Source organism: Lactococcus formosensis (assembly GCF_018403745.1).
Lineage (GTDB): Bacteria > Bacillota > Bacilli > Lactobacillales > Streptococcaceae > Lactococcus > Lactococcus formosensis.
This window is the reverse complement of sequence record NZ_BOVP01000004.1, coordinates 272,666-298,356: the sequence shown is the minus strand read 5'-3', so window position 1 is coordinate 298,356 and position 25,691 is coordinate 272,666. Positions and strand designations below refer to the sequence as shown.

24 protein-coding genes are annotated in these 25,691 nt (G+C 36.8%); 18 read left to right on the top strand and 6 right to left on the bottom strand.

Annotation, left to right across the window (positions count from 1 at the left end):
- Nucleotides 1-21 precede the first annotated feature (21 nt).
- From gatD to KJS37_RS10465, 3 genes are all read right to left on the bottom strand, one after another.
- Nucleotides 22-813: a lipid II isoglutaminyl synthase subunit GatD gene (gene gatD / locus KJS37_RS06770; RefSeq protein WP_213496530.1), complete on the bottom strand. Its 792-nt coding sequence runs from the start codon at nt 811-813 to the stop codon at nt 22-24.
- Nucleotides 813-2,162: a lipid II isoglutaminyl synthase subunit MurT gene (gene murT, locus KJS37_RS06765; RefSeq protein WP_026063819.1), complete on the bottom strand. Its 1,350-nt coding sequence runs from the start codon at nt 2,160-2,162 to the stop codon at nt 813-815. Before murT ends, gatD begins: the two co-directional genes overlap by 1 nt.
- Nucleotides 2,163-2,427: 265 nt before the next feature.
- The gene (locus KJS37_RS10465; RefSeq protein ID WP_276512723.1) at nt 2,428-2,547 is read right to left on the bottom strand and encodes a putative holin-like toxin; all 120 of its coding nucleotides are present in this window, start codon (nt 2,545-2,547) and stop codon (nt 2,428-2,430) included.
- Between the two features lie 265 nt (nt 2,548-2,812).
- Here KJS37_RS10465 and KJS37_RS06760 point away from each other — a divergent pair, with 265 nt between their 5' ends.
- The gene (locus tag KJS37_RS06760; RefSeq protein ID WP_213496528.1) at nt 2,813-3,544 is read left to right on the top strand and encodes an epoxyqueuosine reductase QueH; all 732 of its coding nucleotides are present in this window, start codon (nt 2,813-2,815) and stop codon (nt 3,542-3,544) included.
- A gap of 42 nt (nt 3,545-3,586) precedes the next feature.
- Here the strand turns inward: KJS37_RS06760 and KJS37_RS06755 are convergent, their stop codons facing one another.
- Nucleotides 3,587-4,273, bottom strand: coding sequence for a GntR family transcriptional regulator (locus KJS37_RS06755; protein ID WP_213496526.1), 687 nt, complete (start codon nt 4,271-4,273; stop codon nt 3,587-3,589).
- Nucleotides 4,274-4,516: 243 nt separating this feature from the next.
- Between KJS37_RS06755 and KJS37_RS06750 the strand changes: the two genes are divergently transcribed.
- From KJS37_RS06750 to KJS37_RS06675, 16 genes are all read left to right on the top strand, one after another.
- On the top strand, nt 4,517-5,827 hold the full coding sequence (locus tag KJS37_RS06750) for a PTS sugar transporter subunit IIC (protein WP_213496524.1): 1,311 nt from the start codon (nt 4,517-4,519) through the stop codon (nt 5,825-5,827).
- The gene (locus KJS37_RS06745; protein WP_017369603.1) at nt 5,824-6,084 is read left to right on the top strand and encodes a hypothetical protein; all 261 of its coding nucleotides are present in this window, start codon (nt 5,824-5,826) and stop codon (nt 6,082-6,084) included. Before KJS37_RS06750 ends, KJS37_RS06745 begins: the two co-directional genes overlap by 4 nt.
- Nucleotides 6,085-6,099: 15 nt before the next feature.
- Nucleotides 6,100-7,185 (top strand): DUF871 domain-containing protein, encoded by a 1,086-nt coding sequence (locus tag KJS37_RS06740; protein WP_213496522.1) that lies wholly within the window; start codon nt 6,100-6,102, stop codon nt 7,183-7,185.
- Nucleotides 7,186-7,187: 2 nt separating this feature from the next.
- A complete protein-coding gene (locus KJS37_RS06735) occupies nt 7,188-8,285 on the top strand; it encodes an amidohydrolase/deacetylase family metallohydrolase (protein ID WP_213496520.1) in 1,098 nt (365 codons plus the stop codon).
- Between the two features lie 15 nt (nt 8,286-8,300).
- Nucleotides 8,301-9,404: a DgaE family pyridoxal phosphate-dependent ammonia lyase gene (locus tag KJS37_RS06730; RefSeq protein WP_213496518.1), complete on the top strand. Its 1,104-nt coding sequence runs from the start codon at nt 8,301-8,303 to the stop codon at nt 9,402-9,404.
- Nucleotides 9,401-10,399: a sugar kinase gene (locus KJS37_RS06725; RefSeq protein WP_017369607.1), complete on the top strand. Its 999-nt coding sequence runs from the start codon at nt 9,401-9,403 to the stop codon at nt 10,397-10,399. Before KJS37_RS06730 ends, KJS37_RS06725 begins: the two co-directional genes overlap by 4 nt.
- Nucleotides 10,400-10,415: 16 nt before the next feature.
- Nucleotides 10,416-11,159: a 2-dehydro-3-deoxy-phosphogluconate aldolase gene (gene dagF, locus KJS37_RS06720; RefSeq protein WP_017369608.1), complete on the top strand. Its 744-nt coding sequence runs from the start codon at nt 10,416-10,418 to the stop codon at nt 11,157-11,159.
- Between the two features lie 131 nt (nt 11,160-11,290).
- On the top strand, nt 11,291-11,971 hold the full coding sequence (locus KJS37_RS06715; RefSeq protein ID WP_026063820.1) for an acetolactate decarboxylase: 681 nt from the start codon (nt 11,291-11,293) through the stop codon (nt 11,969-11,971).
- A 204-nt stretch (nt 11,972-12,175) separates the two neighbouring features.
- Nucleotides 12,176-12,787, top strand: a complete 612-nt coding sequence (locus KJS37_RS06710) for a WxL domain-containing protein (protein ID WP_165713633.1) — start codon at nt 12,176-12,178, stop codon at nt 12,785-12,787.
- 97 nt (nt 12,788-12,884) lie between these two features.
- Nucleotides 12,885-13,922, top strand: coding sequence for a WxLIP family cell surface protein (locus KJS37_RS06705; protein WP_213496516.1), 1,038 nt, complete (start codon nt 12,885-12,887; stop codon nt 13,920-13,922).
- On the top strand, nt 13,915-14,229 hold the full coding sequence (locus KJS37_RS06700) for an LPXTG cell wall anchor domain-containing protein (RefSeq protein ID WP_026063821.1): 315 nt from the start codon (nt 13,915-13,917) through the stop codon (nt 14,227-14,229). The genes KJS37_RS06705 and KJS37_RS06700 overlap by 8 nt, the downstream gene beginning before the upstream one ends.
- On the top strand, nt 14,226-16,109 hold the full coding sequence (locus KJS37_RS06695) for a WxL domain-containing protein (RefSeq protein ID WP_213496514.1): 1,884 nt from the start codon (nt 14,226-14,228) through the stop codon (nt 16,107-16,109). The genes KJS37_RS06700 and KJS37_RS06695 overlap by 4 nt, the downstream gene beginning before the upstream one ends.
- Before the next feature lie 111 nt (nt 16,110-16,220).
- Nucleotides 16,221-17,708, top strand: coding sequence for a helix-turn-helix domain-containing protein (locus KJS37_RS06690; RefSeq protein WP_244851362.1), 1,488 nt, complete (start codon nt 16,221-16,223; stop codon nt 17,706-17,708).
- 130 nt (nt 17,709-17,838) lie between these two features.
- Nucleotides 17,839-19,662: a translation elongation factor 4 gene (gene lepA / locus KJS37_RS06685; RefSeq protein ID WP_017370250.1), complete on the top strand. Its 1,824-nt coding sequence runs from the start codon at nt 17,839-17,841 to the stop codon at nt 19,660-19,662.
- A 295-nt stretch (nt 19,663-19,957) separates the two neighbouring features.
- On the top strand, nt 19,958-20,791 hold the full coding sequence (locus KJS37_RS06680; RefSeq protein ID WP_017370249.1) for an Rgg/GadR/MutR family transcriptional regulator: 834 nt from the start codon (nt 19,958-19,960) through the stop codon (nt 20,789-20,791).
- Nucleotides 20,792-21,164: 373 nt separating this feature from the next.
- The gene (locus KJS37_RS06675; protein ID WP_213496510.1) at nt 21,165-22,925 is read left to right on the top strand and encodes an InlB B-repeat-containing protein; all 1,761 of its coding nucleotides are present in this window, start codon (nt 21,165-21,167) and stop codon (nt 22,923-22,925) included.
- Between the two features lie 55 nt (nt 22,926-22,980).
- Here KJS37_RS06675 and KJS37_RS06670 read toward each other — a convergent pair whose 3' ends face one another.
- Together KJS37_RS06670 and KJS37_RS06665 are read right to left on the bottom strand one after the other, a co-directional pair.
- A complete protein-coding gene (locus tag KJS37_RS06670) occupies nt 22,981-23,652 on the bottom strand; it encodes an ABC transporter ATP-binding protein (RefSeq protein ID WP_213432412.1) in 672 nt (223 codons plus the stop codon).
- A gap of 14 nt (nt 23,653-23,666) precedes the next feature.
- Nucleotides 23,667-25,148, bottom strand: a complete 1,482-nt coding sequence (locus KJS37_RS06665) for an ABC transporter permease (RefSeq protein ID WP_213496508.1) — start codon at nt 25,146-25,148, stop codon at nt 23,667-23,669.
- 251 nt (nt 25,149-25,399) lie between these two features.
- Between KJS37_RS06665 and KJS37_RS06660 the strand changes: the two genes are divergently transcribed.
- Nucleotides 25,400-25,690, top strand: coding sequence for a putative quinol monooxygenase (locus KJS37_RS06660; protein ID WP_017370245.1), 291 nt, complete (start codon nt 25,400-25,402; stop codon nt 25,688-25,690).
- The last annotated feature ends 1 nt before the right edge of the window (nt 25,691 follow it).

Below are 25,691 nucleotides of genomic sequence, written 5' to 3'. Positions count from 1 at the left end.
TTTATTCTACAGTTTTTTAGTTTAATGTTCGTAATTTTCAACTTTACGCTTGACGTCAGTGATTTGTTGCCCTTTTTCTTCGTGGGCGAGAATTTCCTCGAAGGCTGGAAGTTCTATGCCTTGCCCGTATTTTTGATATAAGGCAGTTGTGACGAGGCGATAGGCTAAGCGTGCATTACGGGAAAGGATTGGACCGTGAAAATAAGTGCCAAAAGTATTTTTATAGTGGAGCCCTTCGGTGTCATCGTCGGGATTGTTCCCACCGCCATAAACCACTTTACCTAAAGCTTTTTCGCCTTCACCAAGATAAGTAATTCCCGAGTGATTTTCAAAACCATAATAAGTTTCTCCAAACTCTTCGTTATGAATCTGAATATCGCCAATAAAACGGTCATTGCCAAGGTTTTTAGTATAGTGCGGCAAGATACCAGTACACTCAATCTTGTTGCCAGCAGCATTGATATAGTACTGACCTAGCATTTGATAGCCGCCACAGATGGCAAGCATAGGCTTTTCAGCCTCAATATAGGATTTGAGTGGTGCTGTGATATTTTTGAAACTGTCCGCAATGATTTCTTGTTCATAATCTTGACCACCGCCCCAGAAGACAAGGTCATAAAAATCTTGATCAAAACTATCTTCAAGGGAAACAATATCAAAAGTCATTTCAGCGCCTAATTTTTCGCCAACATACTTAAGCATGAGGATGTTACCGTTATCGCCATAAGTATTCATCAAGTCCCCATAAAGATGGGCAACATGAAGGTTGTATTTAGGATTTTCTAAATTTGATGTTAAAGAAGTATAAACCATTAATGCATCTCCTTTCCAATCATCTTGTTTTGTGCAAGCAACTCACGCATTTCTAACATTGCAGTGTAAGTTGCTAGGATATAGATGTGCTGATCCGCTTCATTTTTGATGGCATCAAGAATTTTTGGAAGAGATTCAAGCTCATGAATTTTACTCTCATCAAATCCAGAAACACGATAACGGCGAGCCATTTCACTATGGCGGACACCACCAACAAAGATCTGGTCAATATCCATGTCATGAACCAATTCAAAATTAGCATCCCAGATCCAGCTTGTGTCAATACCGTCAGCATAGTTGGCGTTGAGTAGGCTAACCAAAGTAAATGGATAATCAGCAAGTTTCATCATTTCTAGTGCTTGATTCGCCCCGACAGGATTTTTAATCAAGACAATAGTAGCAGATTTGTCGCCAATCTTAAAGGTTTCTTGACGTCCAAAGACGGCTTTAGATTGTTCAAAACCTGCCTTGATAGTTTCAGCAGGTACACCGTAAAATTCAGCGACAGAAACAGCAGCAAGAGCGTTGTAAATATTGTAAAGTCCACCCACATTGATTTTATAAGAATGATTATCAATGACAAACTGAGAAGAAGTATTGGTAATTTCTGTGAGCTCAGAAACGCGATAATCCAGCTCAGGACGTTTGAAACCACAGTTTTGGCAGATGTAGTCACCAAGATTGGCATAAGTATTGAGCTTATAATCTAAGATGTGATGGCATTCTGGACAAACAACCCCTTCAGTATTATAATGCGCACGTTCAGGCGCATGACTTTCATGGTCAAAACCATAATACTTGACGGGATTGACCAAAGTCTGTGAATGGAAGAGTGGGCTATCGCCATTGAGGAGAACAGTGGCTTCAGGTGCATTAGCGGCTCCCTTAACGATAAAGTCATACGTTGTATAAATCTCACCATAACGGTCCATTTGGTCGCGGAAAATATTTGTGAAAACAAAAAGTGAAGGCTTAATGTATTCGGTGATTTTTGGCAGTGATGCTTCATCAATCTCCAGAACAGCAAAGCCTTTTTTCCCTTTTTTAACCTTAGGTGCTGTCAAGAAAGTAGCAGTAATCCCAGTAATCATGTTAGCACCAGAAGTGTTTGTGACAACTTTTCCAAAAGCTTTTTCGAGTATACCGACAGTGAGCGCTGTGGTCAAGGTTTTACCATTGGTCCCTGTCACAACGATAATTTCATAATCTTTTGTTAATGTAGCTAAAATTTCAGGATCAAATTTTAAAGCAATCTTACCAGGCAGCGTACTTCCACGCTTAAAGATTTTCTCTAAAACTAAGCGTGAACTCTTTCCTGCTAAAGTTGCGAATGAAGTTTTCATAGTCATAAATGATATTATACCATAGATTACAGTGTGGAGGAGGATAAACTTCTCGTTGGAAAAGATATTTTTTTGCTGATAAACAAGGTAAGAAGAAGTTGTGTGGGGTGTTCTAACTTCAGCAGTTTTTTCGTTTTTCTTGCTCTTAGAAGAACAGGGTGTTATAATGGGTATAAAGAAAAGGACTTGCGCTAACAAGTCCTCTGTAGCCGTATTAAGAACGGTAGCAAGATTTATGTTAAAATAACGTCTGCCCTGCTAAAGTTGGACGTTATTTTTTATCGTTTTTATTAACCACTGTAATCATTAATAACGCAAATGCAATCATCAATGGGAGTGTTTCATATATCGACAAAAATTGTCGCCTTTCGTTTTTGTGAGGCCAGCTCACGATAAAATTACCATAAGCATAACCTCCAAAGGCTACCGTCCATAAACTTCTACCTCCTTATTATATCATATTGACTGTTCTTTCCAACCGCGTTACAGTATAATTACAATACAAAAAAGCTCTTGGACATTGCCAAGAGCGGGGTGTAGGAGTTTTGAGAGTTCCTACTCATAGTATAATATAAAAAGTACAAAATTGAAAGAACGGAGTTTTGTGGGTGTTAAACGACAAGCAAGAAAGCTTCAAAATATGCTAAAATAAAAGCATGAAAAATGCGACTGAAATTCTGCAAAAGATGAATCCTAATCAAAAGGTCAATTATGATCGGGTTTATCAAAAAATGCGCGAAAGCTGGGAGGCTGAAGGTCTTCGTCCCAAAATTCTGCTTCATTCCTGTTGTGCACCCTGTTCAACTTACAGTTTAGAATATCTTTGTCAAAATGCTGATGTGACAATTTATTTTTCTAATTCGAATATTCATCCTCGTGCCGAGTACGAAAGGCGTGAGAAAGTGCAGGCTGACTTTGTTCAAGACTTTAATGCAAAAACAGGAAATAAAGTCCAGTTTGCTGCGGCACCTTATGAACCGAATAAATTTATGAAAATGGTCAATTTGCATCAGCTCGCAGAAGAACCTGAAGGTGGTTCGCGTTGCACAGCTTGTTTTCAAATGCGTTTAGATATTGTCGCAGAGAAAGCTCAAGAGTTAGGTTATGATTATTTTGGCTCGGCACTCACGCTCAGCCCCAAAAAGAACGGCCAACTGATAAATGAAATAGGCTTAGATATGCAAAAAATCTACGCTGTCCAATACTTGCCTAGTGACTTTAAGAAAAACAACGGCTGGAAACGTTCCGTAGAGATGTGCAAAGAATACAATATTTACCGCCAATGCTATTGTGGCTGTGTCTTTGCAGCACGTCAACAAGACATTGACCTTAAAGAAATTAATAGAAGTGCTGTAAAATTTATAAATAAAGTAGGCGACAAAAAATAAAAAAAGTTCTTGATTCATTTATCAAGAACTTTTTTTATGTAATTAGACAAGATAATCAATATAGTATTCTTGACGCTCAGAATCATAAATGAATTTAGTAAACTCAATCAGTCCTCCATTCTGATCATAGGAAAATCGGTTACGCTGTAGAGCGAAATCCTCGGAAAAGTTAACGTATTGTTTCAAAGATTCGTCAATTTTTATCGCACGGAAAGTATCTTTTATCTGTGAAATAGGAAGGCTTTTATCATATAAAAGACGATAGAGAGAGAAGTTCTCATCACTCAAAATTTCCAAGGTTTCTTTTTCCTTTAATGCAAAATAATGCTTAGAATAAATGGTGGGTATATCATTTAAGGAATAGACTCGAGTTATTTCATAGACGTAGGGCCAAGCAAATGTATGCTCCGTCATTGAACTCTCTTTTACCTCAATAATTTTACTTTTAACATTTATCCCATCCTTTTCAAGGAGGCGTGTAAACGGAATAGCATTATTAAGGATGTTAAAAGGTCGGTTACTAATAATCGTTGTCCCTTTACCACTTTGTTTATGGAGGTAACCTTCCTGAACCAAAAGTTCAATTGCTTTCCGAATGGTAATTTTACTAACAGAAAACATTTCCACTAATTCGTTTTCTGTGGGAAAAAGTGAGTTTAGCGGGTATTTGCCAGTAATAATATCATGTTTTAATTGATTTGAAATTTCTTGGTACAAGATACCTTTCATTCTTTTTCTCCTTTTCTCTTTTGAATATAATCCATCTATTCATTATAAACTATATTGGAAAAAATAGAAAAAATATAATGTTTAAAGATTGAACTTACAAGGAAATAGAGTAAAAGTTGAGTTAGTAAATATAGAGAAAGTTCAATATTTTTAAAATCAGTTGCGCTATAAACATTATAATGTTATAATGTTTCTGTAGTAAATAGAAACCGTTTTCATTCAAAAAGAAGAAAGGAAAAATTAATGAACGGATTAATTACATTTTTGGAGCAAAAAGTTTCTCCAATGGCAAACAGGATTGGCGGGCAGCGCCATATGCTAGCAATTAGAAAAGGGATTATTGCAACCTTGCCCTTAACCTTGGTGGGAGCGTTCTTTGTTATTTTCTTGAATTTCCCTATCCCCGCAGTAGCAGAAATGCTGACACCATATCTGACAGTACTCGATATTCCTTATCGCTTTACAGTAGGGGTCTTGGCATTATATGCAGCATTTGGTATTGCAAGTGCACTCGCACAAAGTTATAAGCTAGACACATTAACGGCGGGAATCGTAGCTGTTATGAGCTTTCTAGCTACAAGTATTCAACCTGTTCGCTTATTTGAGGATGTTCAAGTCACGGAGGTACAGACACAGGTTGTGGCCGCAGGACGTTACCTTAATATAGCTCAATTAGGCGCTCAATCTCTATTTGGAGCTATCGTGACAGCCATTATTTCTGTTGAAATATACAGATTTATGAAAGAAAAAAATATCACAATCAAAATGCCTGAGGGCGTACCTCCTGAAGTAAGCAATTCTTTTGCTGCTTTATTTCCAGCAGGCGCAAACTTACTTTTATTTTGGGGGATTCGTCATGTGATAGGCTTTGATATTAATGCAACTCTTTCAAATATTATCATGCCAATGCAAGATTTCTTAGCAGGAAATAGTTTGCTCGGGGGACTTGTAACTGTATTCTTAATCTGTTTCTTTTGGGTATTAGGTATTCATGGTCCTGCCATTATGGGTCCTGTTATTCGTCCATTCTGGGAAAGTTCAATCGCTGAAAATATGGATGCTTTTGCTGCGGGTACGCCGGCATCGCAGATGCCTAATATGTTTACGGAAATGTTCTTACAATGGTTTGTATGGATTGGAGGAGCAGGTGCTACCTTTGCGCTCATTTGTCTTTTCTTAACTTCCAAATCTTCATATTTAAAAGAGCTGGGACGTATTGGTTTCTTGCCAGGAATATTTAATATCAATGAGCCGATTATTTTTGGTGCCCCTATTGTCATGAATCCAACCTTGGCCATTCCCTTTATCTTATCTCCACTTGTTATGACAGTTATTGCTTATGTAGCGACGATTACGAATATTGTGCCAATGACAGTTTCACGAACCGTATTTACCGTTCCATCACCTATTGGTGCGATGATGGTTACAAACTGGCATATTATGGCAGCAGTACTTGTTGTGGTTAATTTCTTTGTGAGTTTAGTTATTTATTATCCTTTCTTCAAAGTATTTGAAAAACAGTTGATGGAAAGTGAAAAGGAAGGAGAAAAATGAGTTACGATATTGCAGTTGTTTCCTTTATAACATTTCTTACAGCAATGATTTATTTGGAAAAAGGAAAAGTCCCCGAATTTTTAAGGAAAGGCAAACTTTTTAAAGTTATACCAATGCTTTTACTTTTTATCATCATGATGTTAACACTATCTGTTTTGACTCATATCTTGTATTTTGCAGTGGTTGCTACCATTATGAGCAGTTGTCTCTTATTGTGGAGGTTTAAATCCTATGTTGAGCAGTGGGATAAAGTTTAAAGAGGAGAAAAATAGATGTTTAGAAGATTAGGTTTGTCCATTTATCCAGATAATAGTAAGTTTGAAGAAGACTTAGCTTATTTGAAGTTGGGAAATAAACATGGTTTTGAGCGTATTTTTATGTCAATGTTGGAAGTAACAGAAGGGAAAGAAAAAGTAGCAGAAAAGTTTTCAAAGATTATCAAAGAAGCAAAGATGCTAAATTACGAAGTAATTTTAGACATTGCCCCTAATATCTTTGATGAACTTGCTATCTCATATGATGATTTGTCCTTTTTCCATCAACTTGGGGCGGATGGTTTACGCTTAGATGTAGGATTTGATGGGAATAAGGAAGCAAACTTATCGTTCAATCCATTTGGCTTAGTTATTGAGTTAAATATGAGTAATGATGTGGCTTACTTGGATAATATATTGAGCTATAAAGCAAATAAACCTTATATTTATGGCTGTCATAATTTCTATCCGCAAGAAGGAAGTGCCCTCCCTTTAGAATTTTTTGAAAAATGTAGTCAGAGATTTAAAAAGCAGGGGATTCGGACAGCGGCATTTGTTACCAGTCAAACAGCCCAATTAGGGCCGTGGGATATTAATGACGGATTACCTACATTGGAAATGCATCGCCATCTACCAATTAGCCTTCAAGCAAAACACCTTTTTGCGACAGAATTGATTGATGACGTCATTATTGGGAATGCTTATGCAAGTGAGGACGAAATCGAAAGTTTGGGCAAGATTAATCGGTATCAGACAGAATTTTCGATAAGCTTTGAAGAGAGAACAAGCGATATAGAAAAAAATATTGTTTTAAACAACCAGCATTTCCGACGTGGAGACATTACACAGCAGATGATTCGTTCGACACAAACGCGAAAAGATTATAAAAACGTAAATCCAGCCCATGACAATAAAGAAGTTTTCCAAAAAGGCGATATTTTGATTGGAAATGATGATTTTGGTAAGTATAAAAATGAATTACAAATTGCTTTGGAACCCCATTCTGATCCTCGGAAAAATAAGGTAGGATCTGTTGCAAAGGAAGAATTAATTTTATTAGACTACATTCAACCTTGGAGTAAATTCTTATTTAAAGAGGTGTGAAAATGTACGATACATTGATCAAAAATGCAAAAACAATTCACGAAGAAACCATTGGAATAGGTATAACAAACGGAAAAATCAGCAAAATTTCTGAAAAAATTACAGAAAAAGCGAGAGAAGAAATTGATGTTCAAGGCCTGTATGTTTCTGCAGGATGGATAGATGCTCATGTGCATTGTTTTGAAAAAATGACCTTGTATTATGACTATCCTGATGAGGTTGGAATAAATAGTGGCGTTACCACTATTGTTGATGCGGGCTCTACAGGCGAAAATAACATTAAAGATTTCTACCAGCTGGCACAAAAAGCAAAAACAAATGTTTATGCTTTAATGAATATCTCCAAAGACGGCATCATAAAACAAAATGAACTGGCTGATTTATCGAAAGTAAATATTGAGAAAAATATGGAGCGCCTCCAGGAACTCCCTGAATTTATCATTGGTTTAAAAGCTCGTATGAGTAAAACAGTTATTGGTGAAAATGGTGTAAAACCTTTATTACTTGCAAAAGAATTACAACGTAAAGTAAATTTGCCACTAATGGTTCATATTGGGACAGCACCAGTGGATTTGGAAGAACTGTTTTCTTATTTAGAAACAGGAGATATTGTGACTCACTGTTTTAATGGAAAAGATAATGGAATACTCGATCAAACTGGAAACATCAAGCCTTTTGCAAAAAAAGCATATAAGAACGGTATTCATTTTGATATAGGTCACGGCACAGATAGTTTCAACTTTGAAGTTGCAAGACGGGCAAAAAAAGAAAATATTATTGCAGACTCGATAAGTACAGATATCTATTTACGAAATCGTAAAAATGGTCCTGTGTATAGCTTAGCTATAACGATGGAAAAATTGTTGGCAATTGGATATTCATTAGACGAGGTGCTTTTTCGAGTGACAGAAGCTCCAGCTGATGCTTTAAAAATTAAGAATAAAGGGCAACTCAAAGAAGATTTTGATGCAGATTTAACTTTTTTTGAGCTTATAAAAAGTGAGAAATATTTGATGGATTCTAATGGGAATAAAGAACAATCACATCAAAAAATTATACCGAGAATGGCCTTTATTAAAGGGGAAAAGTTCGATATTTAGAAGGAAAAAAGAGAGATGAATAGTTACGAAAAATTTGATTTAAAAAGAGTAATTAATGCGAGCGGGAAAATGACGATTCTTGGTGTATCAAAAGTGAGTGATGCTGTTGCTCAAGCACAAAAGGAAGCGGGGCAATCTTTTTTTGAAATGCAAGCATTAGTTGAAAAAAGTGGCCAGTATATTGCCAAGCTTTTATCTGTTGAAAATGCAACTGTTGTCTCTAGTGCAAGCTCTGGAATTGCTTTAAGTATAGCAGCAATTATTGGACAGGGACAAGAATATAATATTTACAATCCCTATAGCTCCAAAATCCAAAAACGTGAAATTGTTATGCCTAAGGGACATAATGTTAATTATGGAACTGGTGTAGAAGTGATGATACAAGTTGGGGGTGGTAAACTTGTAGAAGCAGGTTGGGCAAACGAATGCTCACAAACGCAAGTTGAAATGGAAATTACAGAAAATACTGCAGCACTTCTTTATATAAAAAGTCACCATACTGTCCAAAAAAGTATGTTGAGCGTTAAGGAAATGCAAGAAGTGGCGCTTAAGTACAATTTGCCCTTGATTGTTGATGCGGCAGCAGAAGAAGATTTGCAGACTTATTATCAGCAAGGTGCAGATTTGGTTATATACAGTGGTGCAAAAGCAATTGAAGCACCAACAAGCGCGATGGTTATTGGACGAAATCCCTATATTCCTTGGATTCAAAAGCAAAACAAAGGGCTTGGCCGAGCAATGAAAATAGGGAAAGAAAACATTGTCGGTTTAGTTGCGGCATTAGAATTATATTTAGCAAATGGCAACGAATCAAAAGAAAGTATGCTCCATCGTCTCCATCCTTTTGTCGATAAAATTAATGAAATCAAAGGACTTGAGGCAAGTATAGTTCCAGATGCGGCAGGCAGAGAAATCTATCGGGCGCGTGTTAAAGTGACAAGTGATCAAACAACAGCAGTAGAAGTCATCCAAAAGTTAAAACAAGGTAGACTAGCTATTTATACAAGAGAATATCAAGCCAATAATGGAATCATAGAATTTGATATTCGTGCCGTGAACCAAGAAGAAATGTTGGATATTGAGCGTAAATTAAAAGAGGTAATGGAGGCCATTGTATGAATGTTTTAGCATTTGGAGAAGTGATGATGCGTCTTGCAGTACCAAACTATAAAATGCTAGAACAGACAGAATCCTTAGAGATGTCCTTTAGCGGTACAGGTTTAAATATATTATCAAGTTTGGCCCATAATGGCGTGAAAACTCATTTGCTCACAGTGCTTCCAGCCAATACTGTCGGACGAACTGCTCGAAGTTTTGTTCGAAAATTAGGTGTTTCTGATGAAAGAATTTTGATTGAGGGGCAACATATAGGAAGCTATTTTTTAGAGATGGGCTATGGTAATCGTCCCAGTGAAGTAACCTATATGGACCGCAGTCAAAGTGCATTTTGTCAAGTTAAACTATCAGATGAAGCAATAAAAACGGCTCTTAAAGATATTGAACTTTTACATATTTGTGGAATATCCCTCTCAACATCGAAACAATCACGAGAAAATGCATTAAATTTAGCAAGGATTGCTCAAGAACTAAAAATTATGATTTGTTTTGATTTTAATTATCGGATGAGTCTTGTAAAAGCTGATGAACATGACATTTTAATAGATAGTTATAAAAAGATGTTACATTATAGCAATGTTGTTTTCGGAAGTGAAAAGGATTTACTTCTACTTTTAAAAATAGAACATTCGGATGAAGAACAAGTTGAAGTGCTTTATCGTAAATTTATGAGAGAATACCACGTTTCATTTTTTGGAGGAACAACCAAAGTGAACGAGGGAAATCGTAAAATACTCCAAGGCTTTCTTGCAAGTCAATCCGATATTGTCTACTCTCAGAAACGTGAAATTATTTCTTTTGATCGTATTGGTACAGGCGATGCATTTGCTGCAGGAATACTTATGGGTTTAATTGAAGATTGGACGTTACAGGAAACAGTTGAATTTGCAAGTGTTAACGCACAACTTTCATATACAACGTATGGAGACAGTCCCATCATAAGTCGAGAGCTTATTCAGGCAAAATTGATGGATGAAAATATCGATATTATACGATAAGAAGAGGAGGTCGAAAATGAACAAAACAATGAATTATCTAGAAAACCGTTTATGCTTAAATGTACTTGCCCACTCAGTGGACAATGCAATAGAATGTTATGAAGCTGCAGAAGGACACATTGTCTTGGGTGTACTGTCAAAAAATTATGATACAGACGAGGCGGCTATCAACGATATGAAACGCTATGCTGCAGCAACAAATAATGCGCTATCAGTTGGCTTGGGCGCTGGTGATCCCAACCAATCGGCAATGGTTTCTCGTTTGTCAAAAGTATTACAACCGCAGCACGTCAATCAAGTATTTACCGGTGTTGGCACGAGTCGCGCATTGTTAGGGCAAGATGAAACGGTTATCAATGGTTTAGTATCACCGACAGGAACAGTAGGTATGGTGAATATTGCAACGGGGCCACTATCTTCTCAAAGTGCCGCAGGTATTGTGCCTATCGAAACAGCGATTGCTTTATTGAAGGATATGGGTGGAAGTTCTATTAAATACTTTAATATGAAAGGCCTTAACCATATTGAAGAGTATAAAGCAGTAGCAGAAGCCTGTGCAAAATATGATTTTTATTTGGAACCAACAGGTGGTATTGATTTAGAAAATTTTGAAGAAATTGTAACAATTGCAGTTGATGCCGGCGTTGAAAAAATCATTCCTCATGTCTATTCTTCAATCATTGATAAAAAAACAGGAAACACAAGAGTGGAAGATGTAAAGAGCCTTTTTGTGATGATGAAAGCCATTTTGAATAAATAAGAAAGTCAAGCCTCAGTCATAGGATAGAGGCTTTTTAAGTAGGAACAATAAAAATTCAAAAGAGTGTTATTTGTCGAAATATTAAGAGCTTAATTTTAGCGTTTATTTATGTCATATGCTATAATTGTTGCATGGTTAAAAGTTTTATAAATAAAATGAGTGCAATTTTTCAGCATGGTTCTTTTAACACTCTGTATGGTGGGTTTTACGAAGGAACCATAACTGCTGGAGAAGCTTTAAAATATGGACAAATTGGTATTGGTACCTTAGATGGTGCTGATGGAGAAGTTATTATTCTTGATGGCACTGCCTATCACGGAAATTCTGAAAATCAGGTACGCGTAGTTAAGCCAGATGAGACTTTACCTTATGTTGCGGTGATTGATCACCAACCTTTTGCGACTTATAAAGTTAATGGTCTGACGATGCAAGCCTTGCATGACCTGACAGAGAAATTTCCGACACGGAACACGGCTTACAGTTTAAAAATGACTGGACACTTTGATTCAGTAGAAATTAGTTCTAAACCTGCAAAGAATACGAAAAATTATTTGGAAATACTGGCTGAACAGCCTCATTTTACCGAAAAAAACATTTCGGGAACGATTGTTGGTATATGGTCGCCTAAATTTTTAGAAGATCTGTATGGTGATGGTGCTCATCTACACTTTTTAAGTGACGACAAGACTTTTGGCGGTCACTTGACTGAATTTTTATCTGGACAAATTACCATTGAAGTTGGTCAAGTGGGGGAAATGAAACAGGAATTTCCTCAAGAAAATGAAAATTTCAAAGCTATGCGCTTTGAGTAATAAGAGATAAAAACTACCTTAAAGGGTAGTTTTTTTGTTGTTAAAATCTTCATGTGAAATAAATCGTAAAGTTTATCTTGAGCTGAGGAAAATTCCCACAAATAAATATAATTATGTTGCGAGATAAATTATAAAATAAAAGAGTGAGTTTATTCAAGGTGGATTCACATAATCTTATAAAAATTTATAGAGGAGATGTTTATTATGAAAAAAGCATTCTTAGCAACGATGGGTATTGGAATCTTGGCTAGCATGACGATGGTTTCAGCTACTACAGGATTCGCGGATGAAGCAGAAGCAAAAGATTCTACTGCTAACTTCACGATTACCGCCAAAGATCCAGTAGATCCAACAGATCCAGATAACGGCACGTTGACATTGAAAGAAGTACCAAGTTTCAACTATGGTGTTCTTGAAGCCAGCTCAATTTACTCAGGTTTCACTGGAAAAGCTGCTCAAGCTGAAGGAAAAGTTTTAGTTAGTGATACACGTTTGGGTACATCAGACTGGACATTGACAGCTAACATGGATAAATTTACAAATTCTAAAACTTCGTTGGAAGGTGCAGCATTAGACCTTTCAGCGGTCGGTACTTTAGGAGAAGATTTTACAGGTGTTATTAAAGATGACAAGAGCCCTGTAGAACTTGCAAAAGGTAATGGTTCACATGGTAAAGATGAATTTCTTATTTCTGCAGAAAATGCTAAATTAACTTTGGGCGCAAATCCAAAGGCGAACTTGGCAGCTGATGATGCTTTTGAAACAACAATCAACTGGAACTTGAGTTCTTCACAACCCGTCGCTCCAACTGCATAATCTTTGTTGTCGGATAAATGAAAATGTATAAGCAAGTACGGGCAAAACTTAAGATTTGTCGGTTCTTGCTTTTATTTTTTAGTGGAGGTTGAAAAGCATGAAATTTATAAAAGGATTGGGCTGCTTCGCCATACTGCTATTCACCTTATTTTTACCTGTGAATGCACATGCGGAAGAGGGCGCAGGTTTTACTGTCACTCCGGTACTTGGAAAGGGTCAAACGGATCCAACTGCAGGTTATTTCTCAATCAAGGGTGAAAAAAATGAAAGTTATCCATTAACTGTAGCTGTTCAGAATTTGACGGAAAATGAAAACCAAGATTTTGATGTTCAGATTGTCCAAGCAACGACAAGTAATAATGGGCATATTGATTATACTCCCAGTTCCAAAAAAATGATGGCAGGAGGCCCTTTCCTCAAGGATTTAGTTGAGGACAAAAAGGAAAGTCAAAAAGTAACAGTTGCTGCTGGGCAGACAAAGAATATTACCTTTAACCTTAAGTTACCTCAAGATAATATAGAAGGTACTGTTTTGGGTAGCATCTATGTGCGCAAAGTCCCGCAAGAAACAGCAAAGTCAAAAGGTGTAGGTGTTCGTAATGCCTTTGCAATGACAATTCCTGTCATAATATCAGAAGATTTCAATAAAAAAATTACGCCAAAACTAGAGTTGACTCACGCACAAATGAAGTCGGATACAGGGGTGCCTAAAGTTGTAGGTGAAGTTAGTAACCAAGCTCCAAGTATGTTTGGACAAATAAAAGTAGAGGCTTGGGTGACTGAAAAAGGAAAAACAGACAAGCTTTATCAGTCACAATCAGAAAAATATGAGATGGCTCCCTATTCTTCATTTGAATACGCAATAGATACAAACAACCATCTTTTAAAACCCGGAAAATATACCTATCATATGCTGATGAAGTCTGGAGACAAAAGTTTTGATATGGCACGTGACTTTAGAGTTGACAGTAAAAACAGAGAAACTGTCAACAGTAAGCTGCTAGAGGGAGAAAAATCAAATACAAATCTTTGGTGGATCATAGCTGCAGTAGTTGGTATCAGTATTATTATTTTCCTCGTGGCCTATGGGTTAGGAAAAAGAAAGGGTGATACAGATGATAATGAAGATGAATAATGAAAAACTAAAGGTCAGTTTAGCATTCTTAGGCTTATCTTGTCTGGCGAATCTTTTCCTTACCCAGCCAGTGAGCGCTAATATGATGCAAAGTAAGATTGGTTTTACTGTGCATCAGGATGTGAGAGATACCGGAGTTTTACCACCTGAAATTCCTCAAAATGGACAGTTGGTGCATTACGATCTCTTGCCTTCTACAGGAAGTACTCAAGAATATTCTTTAATCTTGTTTGGTTGTATGATAATATTATTTGTTGCTGTCTTTTTCTTGGCTCGCAGGTATGTAGAGAAAGGAAAACTTGAATGAAAAAAATAAATATAGGGTTTATATTGCTCTTTCTCCTGCTGAATACTGCAAGCTCTGCAGTTTATGCTTTGGACAGTGATGTGGAAACACAACCTTCATCTAGTATAACGAACGATAAGGAAAGTACCTCAAGTCCACAAGAGTCAGAACTTCAAACATCGACAACGGATACAAATCAAACTACTGAGCCTGAAAACTCAACGGATCAAACATCTGAAGAGACAGCCCCAATAGAAAATGACGCACCGAGAACATCTGAAGTACCGGAGCAAGAAAAATCTATCGAAGATAAACCTCAATCTGAAAAAGCATCTCCAACTGCGAGCTTGTCATCAGATGCAAGCTATACGGATTTGCCAAATGCCCATGAACCAGATCGTAATGGCCTTTATTTACTCTTTCCACTACGCACAGGGATTCTTTCACAGCCCCAAGAAGAGCAGTATATTGTTGAAGGAACCAAGGCTGATTTGAGCATTAAGACGACATCATGGGTGAATACCTGGGGAACGGTTAAAGTCAAAGTGAATGCTTGGCAAGAACAAGCGGATGGTACTTGGCTTAATAAAGGCAGTATAGGTGAATTTTCTGACAGAAGTGGGATACTTGGTTCAACAAAGCAAAGTATTGACATCTCTGTACCTAACTTAAAGGCCGGAAATTATTATTTTCAGTTGGAAACAAAGCTAAATCAAGTGCCAATCTTGGGTTTTGCAGCTACTTATTATTCTGAACTTGCTAAAGTCACGGTGAAAGATAAGCCAGTTGCTGCTAGTGGTATTTCCATTACGACTCCAAATGTGGTGTTTGAAAAAGCTACTTATTCGGCAAAAGCAGTGACAACACCACGTGATGCGACAGGTAAAATTACTTGGAACAGTTCTTTAAAGGGAATTAATTTCCTCAAAACAGAGGGACGCAGTGTTGAATTTGATGCAGGGGATCAACTGAACGAAGTAAATACCGATGTACAATCACCGGGTATTCCTTTTACGATGTCTGCTGGTATTAGAAATGATGATGGAACAATACCGACAGATAATAAGACAATTTACCTCGGTGGCTTAGCCGCTAAAAACGTTGCAGAAGATAGTGGTATGAGTTGGGAGCTTGATGGACAAGGCTTGGCTGATTTGAATAAATCGGTGGAAAGCGCTGAATCATGGAGTTATGAATGGAAATATATAGAGGGAAATACTTCTAAATCTTTCTCAGAAGCCCAAGGCGTCAAAAACTATAAAGGTACCGTGAACACTCTGACCAGTCTCAATGATGCAGATCATGTCCTTTCCTTTGCTCAAGACAGCGCCTTTATGAAGACTGCGCGAGAAGCGACAGAAAATGGAAAACCTTTTGCTGCTCAAGTCACTTTTTCAACAACTATTGATACAGGTGAGGGTAAAAAAGAAACAGTTACTATTTCTTCAAATAAGGCTCAACTCTGGGTTAATAAAGCGGCTGGTAAGCTTCTTTTGCAGCAAGTACCTAACTTTGATTTTGGTCAATTGCCTGCCAGTTATATCTATGAAGGAACAGAAGACAGAGAGCCCACTGCACAAGACCATCTTGAAATTGTAGATAGTAGAGCAAAAGGCGGTTGGCGACTATCTGCAAAGATGAGTCGTTTTCAAAGTAACACTAATCATAGACTGAAATTTAACAGTCAACTTACAATGTCGACTTATCCCTTTGAGATAAGTCTTAAAGATGATGATACAGACAATTACATTGTGGATTCGGTTAGCAGCGAAGCTTTTGATTTAACAGGGCAGTTGCTCTTACAACCAGATCCGTTAGCCGATCTGAATGCAGGAGAGACTTTTAGCAGTACGATAACTTGGAATCTTGTATCAACGACTAAGAGTACGCCATCAGCATAAAGTTATAATAAATATAAAAACAGCGTTTCGCTGTTTTTATATTTTAAAGGCTTGAGCAAATAAAAAATGTTGGATGATATAAAGCGAGCAGTGGAAATAGGAGAAAAAGTTATGATAGAGCTTTTCACAACGCCAAAGGAACAAGTTAAGATTGAACTCTTTCAATACATCTTGTTTTCTCGGGCAGGTGAATTTTCTAAAGATTTAAAGGAGAAATTGAATTTGAAAAATGAAACTTTTAGGCGGTACAGCAAGGAACTTGAAGAAGATATCCATGCACTTTTTGGTCAAGATATTAAGATAATAAAAAAGTCTTCAAAAATAGTCATAAAAATGAAGAATGAAATGACACCAGATTATATTGTGACCCGCTTGAAGTTATATTATATGCGGAAAAGTCCTTTGTACAGTCTCCTCTCTGCACTTATCCGTAAAAGTTACACGTCAATTCCTGAAATAGCCTATGATTTGAATTTTAGTGAACCGACAGTCTACAAGTTATTGACTCAAGTAAAAGAGATTATGCTCCCTTTTAGAGCCGAATTTGACTTGGCAAACGCGACAAATTTTTCGGGAGATGAACTTGGTGTACGTTATTTTCTTTACCTCACACACTGGCACCTTTTCAATACTTTAGGAAAAAAGCCCTTCTCGGATGCTTTTCCTCCGGAATTTATTGATATCAATTTTTTAAAGCGTACTTTAAAGATCGAGCGAAAACTCTCAAAAGCTCAAGAACAAAAGTTACTTATCCTTGCAGGGGTGACATCTTATCGTATCGTCTTTTTTAAGAAGTATGCCAAGGTTGAGCATGCATTTTTAGAAGATATTTCAATATTTTATCGGGGGCAACACTGTTTAAACCTTGCTTCTTTTAATGCAGCACCAGAGATTATTGAAAGGGAATCAATACTCCTCAGTTTCTTAGTAAGAGGGCTTATTTTCGAGTTTGATGATACATATGAGAAAAAAGATGTAGTTGAAAAATTTCAGAAGTCGGGGCTTTCTATTGGTTATGAGGTCAGCTTGTTCCTAGAAAAATTTCGCGAGATGTTCGCTTTTGAGTTTTCAGAAGATAATTATGTCAAATCATACTATCTTTTAGTGCTTACCAACCTGTATTCACGTTATATACAGTTTAATGTTGATTTTTACCGTGCAGTTCCTATTGAAAAAAATTATAAAATGTTTGAAAAAAAGCCTCGTTATCGTGCGATTAAAGAGAAGTTAAATCAGACCATTACTTATTTTCCGTCTACTCAACGGTTGAATGATCTAGAGCGAAAGAGTTTGACAGCTCTACTATATGCAATTTATGAGCTTAATGTGCCAAGTGTACCTGTACAAATCTATATTAATCACACCTCAAGTGTTGTGAATAGTTTCTATATTCAAAATACCTTGAAAAAATTTTTTAATAGCGATTTGATTGCTTTCTGCAAAACGATACCTGAAGCCGATGTCATTATTTCTAGTGATCCGGAAGGAAATTTCTCTTCAAAAGATGTTTTTTACTTTAAAAATATTTTTGATAAAGAAACATGGACTGATTTGATTGAGTTTTTGTCTAAATCGCTTTATGAGAAGAGGTTTCGTTGAAAATAAAACTTGCTAAGTTAATGTCAGAATAATAGATAGAATAAAAAAGTCTTTTTATATATTTCTTTATTTTGAGGAAGTAACTTTATGTTATAATAGAGCTAATAGACTTTTTATTAAGGAAATAATGATGAATATACAAGAAATGAACGCGCGCAAGGAGAAAATCCGTAACTTTTCGATCATTGCGCATATTGACCACGGGAAATCAACGCTGGCTGACCGTATCCTTGAACTGACAGAAACGGTTTCAAAACGTGAGATGCAAGCTCAGCTTTTGGACAGCATGGATTTGGAGCGTGAACGTGGGATTACAATTAAGCTTAATGCTATTGAGTTAGAATACACGGCTAAAGATGGAGAAACCTATATTTTCCATTTGATTGATACGCCTGGACACGTCGATTTTACCTATGAAGTTTCCCGTTCTTTAGCTGCCTGTGAAGGTGCTATTCTTGTCGTCGATGCAGCTCAAGGGATTGAAGCCCAAACTTTGGCCAATGTCTATTTGGCTTTAGATAATGACTTGGAAATTTTACCCGTCATTAATAAAATTGACTTGCCTGCGGCAGATCCAGAACGAGTGCGTACTGAGGTTGAAGATGTCATCGGTTTAGACGCGTCAGAAGCTGTTTTAGCCTCTGCTAAAGCAGGTATCGGTATTGAAGAAATTTTGGAACAAGTCGTGGAGAAGGTCCCAGCACCTCAAGGTGATGTTGAAGCACCACTCAAGGCTCTGATTTTCGACTCAGTTTATGATGCTTATCGTGGTGTTATCTTGCAAATCCGTGTAGTTGACGGTTCTGTGAAGGTAGGTGATACCATTCAACTGATGTCAAATGGTAAAGAATTTGTCGTGACAGAGGTTGGGATTTTCACGCCTAAAGCAGTAGCACGTGACTTCCTCATGGCGGGTGATGTTGGTTACTTGGCAGCTGCAATTAAAACAGTTGCGGATACACGCGTCGGTGATACAATCACTTTAGCCAATCGCCCTGCTGAAGAAGCACTTGCGGGTTATAAAAAAATGAATCCAATGGTCTTCTGTGGACTTTACCCGATTGATTCTAACCGTTATAATGACCTTCGTGAAGCCCTAGAACGCCTACAACTGAATGACGCCAGCTTGCAGTTTGAGCCAGAAACATCACAAGCGCTTGGGTTTGGTTTCCGTTGTGGGTTCTTAGGTCTTTTGCACATGGATGTTATCCAAGAGCGCTTGGAACGCGAATTTAACTTAGACCTAATCATGACCGCACCATCTGTAATTTACCATGTCAACACGACTGATGGTGAAACAATGGAAGTGGCAAATCCAAGTGAATTCCCTGATCCAACGCGTATTGAAAGTATTGAAGAACCATTTGTCAAAGCACAGATCATGGTGCCTAACGAGTTTGTCGGAGCCGTTATGGAGCTCGCTCAACGCAAACGTGGTGAATTTGTAACGATGGATTATCTCGATGCTAACCGTGTCAATGTTATTTATCATATCCCGTTGAGTGAAATTGTCTTTGACTTCTTTGATAAGCTCAAATCTTCGACACGCGGCTATGCAAGTTTTGACTATGAAATCTCAGATTACCGCCCATCACGCCTCGTGAAGATGGATATTCTCTTGAACTCGGAAAAAGTCGATGCGCTTAGCTTTATCGTGCATAAAGATTTTGCTTATGAACGTGGTAAAGTTATCGTTGAAAAACTCAAAAAACTTATTCCTCGTCAACAATTTGAAGTGCCAATCCAAGCCACTATTGGTCAAAAAATCGTAGCACGTAGCGACATCAAAGCCTTGCGTAAAAATGTCTTGGCTAAATGTTACGGTGGTGACGTGTCTCGGAAACGTAAACTTTTGGAAAAACAAAAAGCAGGTAAGAAACGAATGAAATCCATCGGTTCAGTAGAAGTACCACAAGAAGCTTTCCTTTCTGTTTTGTCTATGGATGAGGAATAAAGGTAAATAAGCTACTTTATATCACAAATAAGTAAAAGATAGTCTGTGAGGCTGTCTTTATTTTTTGGATAAAAATATAATCGTTCTGGAGATAAATCATGAAGAAGAATGATACTAAAAGAATTTATTTCAATAAAATTAAGTGAATTTTTTAGTAAATATAAGATTTGTTATGATAAAATGAAAGTGAAAAGAAGGGGAAGAAGTCGAGCATATTTAATGCTAGTCAAGAGATATTATTGGATGTTCGCGAGAGTGTACATTTTTTAAAATATGCTGTTTAGGAGGAATGACCATGATTTATAAAAAATATGGAGAAGTTTTTAAAAAATTACGCTTGCAGCACCACTTACTTTTAAGCGATTTTGAACGGGTTGGTTTATCAAAATCAACATTGTCCTATTTTGAAAATGGTAAATCAATGATTTCTTTAGATAAATTAGACCTTGCCTTACAAGAGATGCACACCACTTTTCGTTCTTATATGCTGATGATTAATAATGATGAGGAGGATTATTGGTTATCTCAATTTAAGGAAATTGAGAAAGCTTATTTTAGCAATGACCTAAAAAAGCTTCAGGCTATATACATGAAAAATGTAAAATATGATATGGAAGAAAACCAAGTCATCGCTCTCTCAGCAAAAGCTTGTTATACAAAGCTTTCAACTGATGAAATAAAGTATATAGAAAACAAGCTTAAGTCTTATCAAGTTTGGCATAGTTATGAAATGTATATCTTAGTGAACACACTAGAAGAAATTAATCCTGACTTAGTTTACCATCTGATTGAAAGAATTCTATCACAAAACAGTCAGTATTTAAAAGAAATCACGGAATTTAGAAATTTATTAATAAGATTAATAATCCGTACCATTCTCTCCATGATTAGAAGAGAGCAAAAGAAATTTTCAGAGAAGTTAATAAAGGAATTAGATAAATTAGCACTTGTTTTTGATACCTATGTAAGAATATCTTCTATTTTTGTAAAGGGATGTTGGATTTATAAATTTGAAGATAAAAATATGGGAACAAAACTTGTTAGTAGGTCTTTAAAGATACTATCAGAAATAAATGCTTTAGAGCTTCGGGGCATTTTTAAACATAATTTTGAGAAAATAAAAGGATAGACTTATCGTAAAGGATGTATGTCTCACCATATTCATAGTTAAAAATAACAGTTACTGGCGCAATCTATCCAGTAACTTTTTTCATTTAAATTTTATTTTTCAAGCCTCTAAAAGAGAAAATATAGCAAATATGAGTTCGATTTCTTGAACTTTTTCTTACAAATTAAATCTGGCATACAATGGATGACGGTGCTTAGTAGCACATTTATGGCAGTCTAAATTTATTGTGTAGACAATTACATCGAAAAAGAAATTGATTTAATTTATTTCTTATTATAATATAATGATATAAAGGATAGTAAAAAATAAAGGACAATTATAGAAAGGAAAAGTAGTCCTTGTAGTGTTATCTATAAATAGAAGGAGAAGAAAAATGAAAAAATATCAAATGTTACACAAAGCGTTGTCTTTGAGAAGGATTATGGTGTTATCTGCTATGTTAACATTATTTGCGCTTTTAAATATACTACCTGTGCGGGTACTCGCAGCAAATAGTGGAGCAGTCACCACTGCAGATAAAACTTATGCTTTTGACTACAAAACCCACATTCCTTGGGTCGGAGCTGCCAATAGCTTGTTTAAAGCTTCATTTAATATCCCCTCACCAGGTACAAGTACGATTGATGGCGACCGTTATCAAGGAACACTTACATTTACGAAATTGCCTAACAGTGATTACCGACTAGTAAAGGTGATTCCATACATGGATTCTCCTACTTTTACTATTACGAATTCTGGTGGATCTACAGCTGCAGCTGGCTCTTATAACTGGAATGAAGCTCTCCAAGCTTGGACTCTTCCTAACCCACTGATAGACAATACGGCAACTAGTGTTGAGACGAGCCAAGCATTGAATGGCAGTGTGGGGATTAAAATCTACATGGCAGGACCTTACACGAGTTTTATGCCATTAAGTACGCTAAAAAATGACCTCACATTGCTTGAAACAAGACCGGTGTTTTTAGTGGGAGATGTCGCTGCGCTTGCCCCTAATCTTACGCAAAATATCCCTTTCACCTTATATCAAGAAAGAGCTTATGATGGTGATCCGAATAAATGGCATGCTTTCAACTTTAATGTCCCCGCCTTAGTGCAATACGAATATGATGGACAGGTAACAGGGACTAATCCTGATGATCAGCTTGATTTAATCCCAGGAGATCTTGCTCATTTTGAATCTGAGGTAAATCTATCTTCACCGCAGAAAATAACAGTCGATATGATATGGCAAGTAAGTAAAGATAAAGGATTGTCCTTTAATGATATATCTGAAAGCCTGACGAACTCAACGGGTGATAAAACAATTCGTAAAACACTCGACTTTACTTCCGATATTTCAAATGAAGGTAGTTTATATCGCTTAAAAATTACACCGCTAGATTCAATAAATAATGAACCCATTTACACTGAACCTGCTGTTTTAACTTTCAAATCTGAGAGTTTAAGCTTTAATATTGCTTATGTCCTCAATGGTGGAACAAACCATCCTGCGAATCCTTTGACATATAGTTATGGTCAAGGAATAAGTCGTTTTGAAGCACCACAACGCGAAGGTTACACTTTCACAGGTTGGACAGATGGAGATGGTAACAGTATAACCAATATTCCTACCGATGCACAAGGCGACAAAACACTCCATGCTAATTGGAAAGCAAATACTTATAAAATAAACTATGTTTTAAATGGTGGAGAAAATTCGCGGCAAAATCCAGATTCTTATATTTATGGACGAGGAGTAAGCCATTTTGAACAAGCAACGAAGCAAGGCTATACTTTTACGGGCTGGACAGATCAAAAAGGTAAAAAAATAGAAGCCATATCAGCGCAAGAACAAGGTGATAAGGTCCTCTATACCAGTTGGGAAAAAGTTCCAGTAGTGTCAAATGAAAATGAAGAACCGAAAAATGAAGAAGTAGCAAAAAAACAGGAAGATACTAATGCTAGCATAAAAATAGAGAAGAGCGCAGCATCACTGAGTACTAAGAAAACTCAAGATACTACTAGGTCGCATCAATCTAGAAAACAACTTCCGCTGACAGGTGAAAATGCAAAACCATACCTTTATGTCTTAGGAGTAAGCATTCTCGTCGCCCTTTCCTTGTTGGGGGTAAAAAAATACTTAATAAAAAGGTAAAATGAAATAAGAAAAAAGACTAGCTCTCGGGCTAGTCTTTTTTGTCTGTCTTCTTTCAAAAAGCATCTAACTTGGTAAATTTTTTATTCTTGAGTTGGTAGACAACATCAGAGTTTTGAGCTACCTCTGTTTCATGAGTCACGATAATTACAAGTTTATGATCTTCATGCGCTATTTTTTTGAAAAGCTCGACAATTTGGCGCGTCGTATTTTCATCAAGATTTCCTGTAGGCTCATCCGCAATGATGATATCATGATTTAAAACAAGGGCGCGTGCGATAGCCACACGTTGCTGCTGTCCTCCTGAAAGTTTACTTACAGGCTTGTATATTAAGTCCTCTGTCAAACCAACTTTTTCCAAGCTATCAATAATTGACTGCTTCTCATCGTCAAAGGAGACTTTTGAGATCCTGAGCGCTGTTTTTACATTTTCAAAAGCTGACATATAGGTTAATAAATTATAAGATTGAAAAATGGTAGAAACGATGTTCTTACGATAATTGGTGAGCTGATTTGCTTTTATCTCGTCTCCATTAAGTTTAATCTGTCCAGACTTGGGCATATCTAAACCTGCTAGAAGAGAGAGTAGTGTTGTTTTTCCACTTCCAGATTGGCCGAGAATACTGTACATAATTCCTGCTTCAAAAGTTTCTGTGACATCTTGAAAGAGGTAATCTTCAGGATGGTTATAGTAGTAAGTCAAATTTTCAATGTTTAATACTGTCATAATGTCCTCCTTCTTTAATTTGTCAGCACTTGTTTAGGGTTTAAGCGTAAAATTCCAATTGCTGCTAAACCAACGGCCACAAGTGTAATCAAGAGTGCAAGAGCTGTTAAAATCGCGATTTGTTGAGGATTTGTTTTAATTTCGAGCTCATTTATGGCCTTGAGCTGTTCATTATTTTGTCCCATCCCAATCGACGTACGCATTCCGCCAGGTTGAGCATTAGGACTTTCTTTTTCTGGCTGAGGTCCATCTTCTTGTCTTTGAGTACCATTTATTTGCGTAGGTTGATTGGTTTGACTGGTTTGAGTTTCTTGGTTAAGTAACTGTTGGCCGACGGCATTGCCCACAAAGTTACCAGTAGCTGAGGCTATACCGATAGAAACGACCATTATCATAAATAGTTCAGTAAAGAATTGCATCACAATTTTTCCTTTTGACTCGCCTAAGCTCATCAAGACACCAATTTCAAAGCGGCGTTCTCGCACCATGAGCATTACGATAAGCGCAAGGATGATGGCACCTGCAAGTGTCACAAGGATAACAATATTTTTAGAAAAACTGCTGATATTGTTCAGAGGTTGTAGCATTTGTTGGTAAATAGCATCATTTGACTGTACTTCAAATTTATCTGTATCAATAAGCTTGGTAGCTTCTTTGACAAACTTCTCTGAATCTTCTGGGTTTTCCAGATTAAAGATTGCACTTCCAAGCGTTCCTGTTTTACCATCGATTTGGTTTGGCACACTCAAAGCAGTGTATATCTGATTGGCTGGGTTCATAAAGCTAAAGTCTGCGGCCAAATCATTTTCTGTTGAACCTGATTTGTAAAGTCCTACAACAGTCATTTTGTAAGTTTTATCATTACTATCTTTGAGGGTAAATGTTGAGTTTACTTTGAGGTTGTTCTGTTTAGCCAAGCTCTCTTCAATGACAACATTATTCGTTCCTTCATCAGAGGACTGAATCGCGCGTCCAGAGGTTATTTTATTTGTCCCACCCGAAAACTCTGAAGAGGCGAGCAAGTCGTTTGTACCAACGATTTTGAAATCACCGGGAGTACTTCCACTCATTTCCGGCCCTGCCATAAAGACAGCTCCTTGTTTATCATTATTTTCTGAGGTGTCAGATTGACTGATTGCTTCGATATTGCTTTCGGCATTTGCTGTAGCTTGTTTTGTATACGAGTAAGATTTTACTCCAGAAAGTTTCGCTATTTTTTCAGCATCTGCTTGAGTAATGTCAGGCATATCAGACTTGTTCGTTTTCCCTGTTGAATCGTTCTTAGAAAAATTTTCCATCATTGCAGAACGATTAATGGAGAGTGTAACAGTCGCTCCGGCACTCTTCTTCGCATTTTCGATGGAACGGTTAGAAGCTGTATGAATAACCAAACCCGAAAGAACAAAAATAAGTATAGTTGAAAAGGCCACAATAAGTAGAAGGGTTCGTGATAGTTTGGCTTTAGTAAAAAGCCAGGCACGTCTAATAAAATCCAAATGAGATTCTCCTTTGTCTAAATTAATAAAACAAATTGTATGCTTATTTACTTAAAAATTAGTTAAACGATACATAAGCGAAACTTAAGGAACATTTTATTGTAAAAAAGAGATGCGTTAGTAACTTTGAGTAGAGGGTTTAAGTCAATATTCTTGAAATAAATTAGAAAATAGAGTATTATTGACCAGTCAATGATTGATTAGTCAATTATTGTGAAAAAGAATAAAAGTCACAGAAAGAGGATGGACATTTGATTATTGTTAATGCTAAATTTTTTATCAAAGATGAAAAAAGAGAAGAATTTTTAAAAGATATAAAGGAATTAATCGCTACTTCCAAACAAGAAGAAGGATGTTTAGCTTATGATTTATACGAAGCAGTGCTTTCAACAAATGAGTTTGTGATGATTGAAAACTGGGCTTCCTTAGAAACAATCGAAAAACACAACACCAATCCTTTGCTGCTAGCTTTCGCGCAAAATATCAGTAACTATAGTGTTAAAAAGCCGGAATTGCAAATTGTAGAGAAGGGGGTAAAATAAG